Source organism: Arthrobacter sp. HMWF013, assembly GCF_003061105.1.
In the GTDB taxonomy this organism is placed as follows: domain Bacteria; phylum Actinomycetota; class Actinomycetes; order Actinomycetales; family Micrococcaceae; genus Arthrobacter.
Map to the genome: position 1 here is coordinate 1 of NZ_QAIQ01000336.1, position 5,458 is coordinate 5,458.

Genomic DNA, 5,458 nt, shown 5'->3' on the forward strand with positions numbered 1-5,458 from the left:
TTCGTTGCGGCCGCCCTTGTAATCGCTGTACTCGGCCTTGCGGTGCGTGGTGTCATCCGAGACGTCAAAGGCGACGGCGACGTGGGTGGGCTGCTGCTCCTTGATCAGGTTGATGAGCATGGAGGTGAAGCCGTGGATGGCGTTGGTGTGCTGGCCGTTTGCGGTGGAGAACTTGTCCGCAGGCAACGCGAAGAACGCCCGGAATGCCATCGAGTGGCCATCCAGCACCAGGAGGCGGGGCCGGCCGGTGGCGGGCACTACGGGGACTTCAGTTGCTGACCTGTCCTTCAAGGCATCGGTGGAGGACGGTAACGGGGCCAGTTTGGTAGTTTCACTCACAGGTGCCAGCCTAGTTCCCATGATGGACAATTTCACGCCCGGCCCCTTCACTGAAGAGTTGGTCACAGCAGGCATCCCGGAACACCTCCACGGGTGGCTGGGCCAGATGGGCATCGGCGCGCTGGTGGTGAAAATGGGGATCCACTTCCTGGAGATGAGCCCCGAACGGACGGTTGCCACCATGCCGGTGGAAGGCAACACCCAGGTGGCGGGCATCCTGCACGGCGGCGCCCATGTGGTGCTCGCCGAGACGCTGGGTTCCTTCGCCTCCGGAATGCACGCCGGCCCGGGCCGCCACGCAGTGGGGATTGAGGTCAACGCCACGCATCACCGGTCCATCGCTGCCGGAACCGTGACGGGAACCTGCACGGCCATCCATCTGGGACGGACGCTGGCAACGCACGAAGTGGTCATGACCGACGAGGAGGGCCGCAAGCTCTCCACCGCAAGGATCACCAACATGCTCCGTGACAACCGGGAGCCGGACGCCGGCGCCTAGGCCGGCTTAGGGCCCGTCACCGCCTGCAACGAGCCGGTACCGCAGCTCCACGATCCCCCGCCCCATGGTGCGGGACGCTGTCAGCTCCAGCGGCGGCGTCGGGCCTTCCAGCGGCAGCAGCCTCTTGCCGTCCCCGAGCACCACAGGGATGACGGACAGGATGAGGTCGTCGAGGAGTCCGGCGTCAGCGAACTGGGCGGCCAGGTTGCCGCCGCCCACCACCCAGACGTTCTTGCCGGCGGCGTCGTCCTTGAAGTCCTGGATGAATTCCCGGACGTCGCCGCGCACGAACGTAATGTCTGAGCCCGCAGGAGCACTGTGCTCGTGGCGGGTGAAGACGTAGCAGGGTGTGCCGGGATAGGGCCAGTTGTCCGGCTCGTGCTCCATCAGCCACGCGTAGGTCTCCCCGCCCATCACGATGCAGCCGACCCCTTCCATGAAGGTGTCGTAGCTTTCCTTGCCGCCTTCGAAGCCGTCGAACTGCAACAGCCAGCCAAGATCGTCCTTGGAGGTGGCGATAAAGCCGTCTAGGGAGGCGGCCACGAAGTACTGGGTCCTGGACATGGAACCAGCCTAGCCATGGGCGGCTAGCTGGAGAAGTACGGAATGATCAGGTACAGCCCGAACAGGACGGCGAGCCCGCAGAAACCGAAGCAGGCGTAGGCCAGCGATCGTTTGAGCCTGGGTGATGCCTGCTCGGCGTCTCCCGCGATGGCAGTCAGCCGGACGCCCAGTGAATACAGGACCACCACTGTCACGGCGGCCACCAGGGTGGCCCCGCCAACGGTCACCAGTTCCAACCACTTCATCGCTGTGCATCCTTCTGGTCGTTGGCCCTGGCACGGGCCCGGGCGAGGGCTTTCTTCTTGGCGAAGCGGACTGCCTGGCCGGCTTCCTCGACCTCCACCGCGTTGTGGTGGCCCACGTGGGACTTGCGGGAGTAAAAGAACATGAACAGCACAGCGGCAGTGCCGGCGACGGCGGCAATCACCACTCCCACGACGCCGGTCTTCACCAGCAGCGCGGTCAGCGCCCCGACAATGCCGGCGGCGGGCAGGGTGAACAGCCAGCCGATGGCGATCTTGCCCACCATGCTCCAGCGCACTGTGGTGCCCTTTCGGCCCATGCCGGACCCGATAACCGATCCTGAGGCCACCTGCGTCGTGGACAGGGCGAAGCCCAGGTGGGAGGACGCCAGGATGGCCGAGGCGGTGCTGGTCTCTGCCGCGAAACCCTGCGCGGGCTTGACCTCGGTCAGGCCGGACCCCATGGTCCGGATAATGCGCCAGCCGCCGGAGTAGGTGCCCACCGCAATGGCCAGGGCGCACGCGGCGATGACCCAGAACTGCGGTCCGGATCCGGGTGCCTGCGTGCCGGCGGCGATCAGGACCAGGGTGATGATGCCCATGGTCTTCTGAGCGTCGTTCGTGCCGTGGGCCAGCGCCACGAGGCTGGATGTGAAGATCTGGCCCGTCCGGAAGCCGCCGCGCCTCTGCGTCAGCTTGCTGCCGGTTTCGGGGTCGTGGCGGGCTGTCAGGGCGTAGGCGAGCCGCGTACAGATATACGCCACAATGCCGGCAATGAGGGGGGCAAAAATGGCGGGAAGGATGACTTTCTGGAGGAGGGTCTCCAGGTTAATCGAGTTGAAGCCGATGCCGGCGATGGCGGCACCTATCAGGCCACCGAACAGGGCGTGGGACGAACTGGACGGCAGGCCCTTGAGCCAGGTGATCATGTTCCAGAGGATGGCGCCCATCAAACCCGCAAAAATGATCTCCGGAGTGATCTGTACGCCGTCCGTCCCTTCCTTGATGATGCCGCCGGAAACGGTCTTGGCCACCTCCGTGGACAGGAACGCGCCCACCAGGTTCAGGACGGCGGCGAGGGTCACAGCGGTCTTCGGCTTGATGGCTCCGGTGGCGATAGGCGTGGCCATCGCATTGGCTGTGTCATGGAAGCCATTCGTGAAGTCGAAAAATAGTGCCAGTGCGATGACCAGCGCCACCATTAAGGTGATATCCACCTGTTGCCCAATCTGCAGAGTCGACGTTCGGCAGTTTCTCCCCTGGCCGCTTCGGTCAGCATAATTCACCAGCCGTTCATGGAAAAGGACTGGAGATGTTTACCGGGAGCGGCCTGAAACCTCATCGATCGTACGCGCCAGCCGTGGCAGGTCAAAACACCGGCCGTTCAAGAAAGGTCCTGACAGCCGCCCATTCGCCGGGCGAGATGCCGCGGCGGGGATCCGGCGAGACCAGCATGATGCGGCGGCCCAGGATCCCCGCCCAGGCCTGGGCCTCCTGCTCGTAGTTGAGCTGGTCATCGATCCAGACCAGGGCATCAGCCCCGGACCTGCCAAGGTCCTCCTGGATGGCCCGAAGCTTCCACCAGCCGGCCCCTGTTCCCCCGGATTCTGCCGCGAGGTAGGGCCACTGCCCCGCATTGAGCCCGATGGCCGGGCACAGATACTGCGGGGCCATGTCCTCCCAGCTGGTGAGCCAGACGCACCGGACGCCGGGCACTCCTTCCAGTCCGTTCAGCCCGTCAACCAGTTCACGTGCGTAGGCCACTTCCAGCAGCCCGGCGTTGGCAAGGCGCCAGGCGGAACCCCATGGCGTCAGGCCGGTTGCTCCGAACGGGCACACCACGCCGTCGACGTCCAGGTACAGAGTGACCTTCCGCACGGTTGTTCACCTCAGGTCAGCGGGCACTGACAGAGAGCCGGCCGTTAAACATAGGAGTGGCTGCACGCAATCAATCGTTGCATTGCGTGCCGCCACTCCTCAAGGACTGAAGACCTTAGACAGAGGCCGTGGACTTGACCGCATCCCGGAGGGCGGGGCTGCCCGGCTGGTCCTGGCCGTACAGCCAGTCGTTGTACTGGAAGTCATTGTCCTTCCGGCTCTTGAACAGCAGGTTGCGGAGCGTGCGGGCAAGGCCCGAGACGTGCCATGACTCGCCCCAGACGCGCGCGGTGCGCTGGACACGGGCCGTGCGGGCGGCACGGATGCTGTTGAATTCGGCGATGGCACCGTCCCAGGCTTCGGGGTTGACGCCGGTTTCGGTGAAGACGGTTCCGTTGGTGGTGTCCTGGAGGACGGCTGCGTCCTCGAGGGCCTGGCACGCGCCCTGCGCCAGGTACTGCAGCATCGGGTGTGCGGCGTCGCCCATCAGCACCATGCGGCCGGCGACCCAGTTCTCGATCGGGTCGCGGTCGTACATGGGCCAGCGGATGCCGGTGGCGAGGTTCTTGAGCGCTTCCTGAACAGCCGGGACGCAGTCCTTGTAGGCTGCTTCGAGCTCGTCGACTCCGCCGTACTGTTCCTCGCCGCGTTCGAATGAGGCCGACTTGAAGACCGCCACCGTGTTAAGCAGCTCACCCTTCCGCAGCGGGTACTGCACGAGGTGGCAATCCGGGCCGAGGTAGACGATGACGTCCTCGAGGTCGGCCTTGGGCGTGTTTTCGGTGATCGGCACGGTGCCGCGGTAGGCGACATAGGCGGAAGGGACTGGTTCGTCGCTGGCCACGAGCGGACGGAGGGTGGACTTGAGTCCGTCGGCGCCGATGACGACGTCGGCCTCGTAGTCCACACCGGCGGCGGTGTGTGCCACGCCGCGGCCGTTCACGGTTTCAACGCTCTCGACCATCACGTCGTTGACGAGGGTGACGCCGGCAGCCTCACAGCCCTCGAGCAGGACCCGGTGCAGGTCGCTGCGGTGGATCACCACGTAGGGTGCGCCGTAGCGGTCCGCGAATTCGCCGTTCAGGGTCTGTCGCGTCAGTTCCTCGCCGGTGACGGCATCGCGGAAAACCAGGTGCTTGGGCTGCACACCGATTTCCAGTGCCTTTTCCAGCAGGCCCCAGCGCTGCAGGACGCGGGAGGCGTTGGGGGCCATCTGGAGGCCTGCGCCCACCTCGCCGAATTCGGGAGCCCGCTCCACGAGGGTGACGTTGGCGCCGTTTTCACGCAGCGCGAGGGCTCCGGCCAGTCCGGCCATTCCCCCTCCGATGACGAGGACATCGGTGGACGTGGCGTGCTCAGACATTGTGTACTCCTTCAGATATTTTTGACTTGAGTTTGAGGCCGACGGCGGCCAGCAGGACCGCGGCTATGGCGGCTGCACCGGCGAAGGCGAGGAAATTGGAATTGACGCCCAGCCCGGCAGCCAGCAGGAGTCCACCGACCTGGGGTGCCGCGACGGCGCCGATCCGGCCGGTGCCCAGGGCCCAGCCGAGCGCCGTCCCCCGGAGGTGACCGGGATAGTGGCTGGCGACAGCTGCGATGATGAGGCACTGCGTACCGTGGGTTCCCACGCCGGCGAGGACCAGCATGAAGTAGACGATGCCGACCGGCGGGCCGGTCACGAGGACCACCAGCGCTCCGGCGGCCACGGCGGCTGCGGCGATCGCGGTGGGGATCGGCCCGAACCGTGTCCCGGCCCAGGCGGTGATGACTGATCCGGCTACCGCCCCCAGGTTCAGCGCCAGGGCGAAGGTCAGGGCGGAGCCGAGGTTGTAGCCGGCAAGCTGCATGAGGTTGGGCAGCCAGGTTCCCAGCCCGTACCAGGCGAAAAGTGTGGCAATGGTGGCAACAGCGAAGAGGACGCTGACACCCAGGT

7 protein-coding genes and 1 pseudogene are annotated in these 5,458 nt (G+C 65.7%); 1 reads left to right on the forward strand and 7 read right to left on the reverse strand.

Annotated features, from left to right (window positions below; all coding sequences use genetic code 11):
* Positions 1 to 360: pseudogene (locus tag DBR22_RS12715) on the reverse strand (DNA polymerase I); the annotation flags it as partial.
* Between DBR22_RS12715 and DBR22_RS12720 the strand changes: the two are divergent.
* Complete coding sequence (locus DBR22_RS12720) at positions 359 to 838, forward strand: PaaI family thioesterase (RefSeq protein WP_108599320.1); 480 nt, start codon at positions 359 to 361, stop codon at positions 836 to 838. The pseudogene DBR22_RS12715 and the gene DBR22_RS12720 sit on opposite strands and share 2 nt — an antisense overlap.
* A 6-nt stretch (positions 839 to 844) precedes the next feature.
* Here DBR22_RS12720 and DBR22_RS12725 read toward each other — a convergent pair whose 3' ends face one another.
* From DBR22_RS12725 to DBR22_RS12750, 6 genes are all read right to left on the reverse strand, one after another.
* Complete coding sequence (locus DBR22_RS12725) at positions 845 to 1,402, reverse strand: dihydrofolate reductase family protein (RefSeq protein WP_108599321.1); 558 nt, start codon at positions 1,400 to 1,402, stop codon at positions 845 to 847.
* 23 nt (positions 1,403 to 1,425) lie between these two features.
* On the reverse strand, positions 1,426 to 1,647 hold the full coding sequence (locus DBR22_RS12730) for a hypothetical protein (protein ID WP_108599322.1): 222 nt from the start codon (positions 1,645 to 1,647) through the stop codon (positions 1,426 to 1,428).
* Positions 1,644 to 2,861 carry an inorganic phosphate transporter gene (locus DBR22_RS12735; RefSeq protein WP_108599323.1) on the reverse strand — a complete coding sequence of 406 codons (1,218 nt, stop codon included), beginning with the start codon at positions 2,859 to 2,861 and terminating at the stop codon, positions 1,644 to 1,646. Before DBR22_RS12735 ends, DBR22_RS12730 begins: the two co-directional genes overlap by 4 nt.
* Positions 2,862 to 3,012: 151 nt before the next feature.
* Complete coding sequence (locus DBR22_RS12740; protein ID WP_108599324.1) at positions 3,013 to 3,522, reverse strand: HAD domain-containing protein; 510 nt, start codon at positions 3,520 to 3,522, stop codon at positions 3,013 to 3,015.
* 115 nt (positions 3,523 to 3,637) lie between these two features.
* The gene (locus tag DBR22_RS12745; protein WP_108599325.1) at positions 3,638 to 4,885 is read right to left on the reverse strand and encodes an FAD-dependent oxidoreductase; all 1,248 of its coding nucleotides are present in this window, start codon (positions 4,883 to 4,885) and stop codon (positions 3,638 to 3,640) included.
* Positions 4,878 to 5,458: MFS transporter (locus DBR22_RS12750; protein ID WP_146187490.1), on the reverse strand; the 581-nt coding region annotated here is incomplete at its 5' end. The genes DBR22_RS12750 and DBR22_RS12745, both read right to left, overlap by 8 nt.

Bases quoted from the DNA above. Each gene is read 5' to 3' on its own strand.
- DBR22_RS12730 (WP_108599322.1), bottom strand. From the start codon at position 1,647: ATGAAGTGGTTGGAACTGGTGACCGTTGGCGGGGCCACCCTGGTGGCC.
- DBR22_RS12725 (WP_108599321.1), bottom strand. From the start codon at position 1,402: ATGTCCAGGACCCAGTACTTCGTGGCCGCCTCCCTAGACGGCTTTATC.
- DBR22_RS12745 (WP_108599325.1), bottom strand. From the start codon at position 4,885: ATGTCTGAGCACGCCACGTCCACCGATGTCCTCGTCATCGGAGGGGGA.
- DBR22_RS12720 (WP_108599320.1), top strand. From the start codon at position 359: ATGATGGACAATTTCACGCCCGGCCCCTTCACTGAAGAGTTGGTCACA.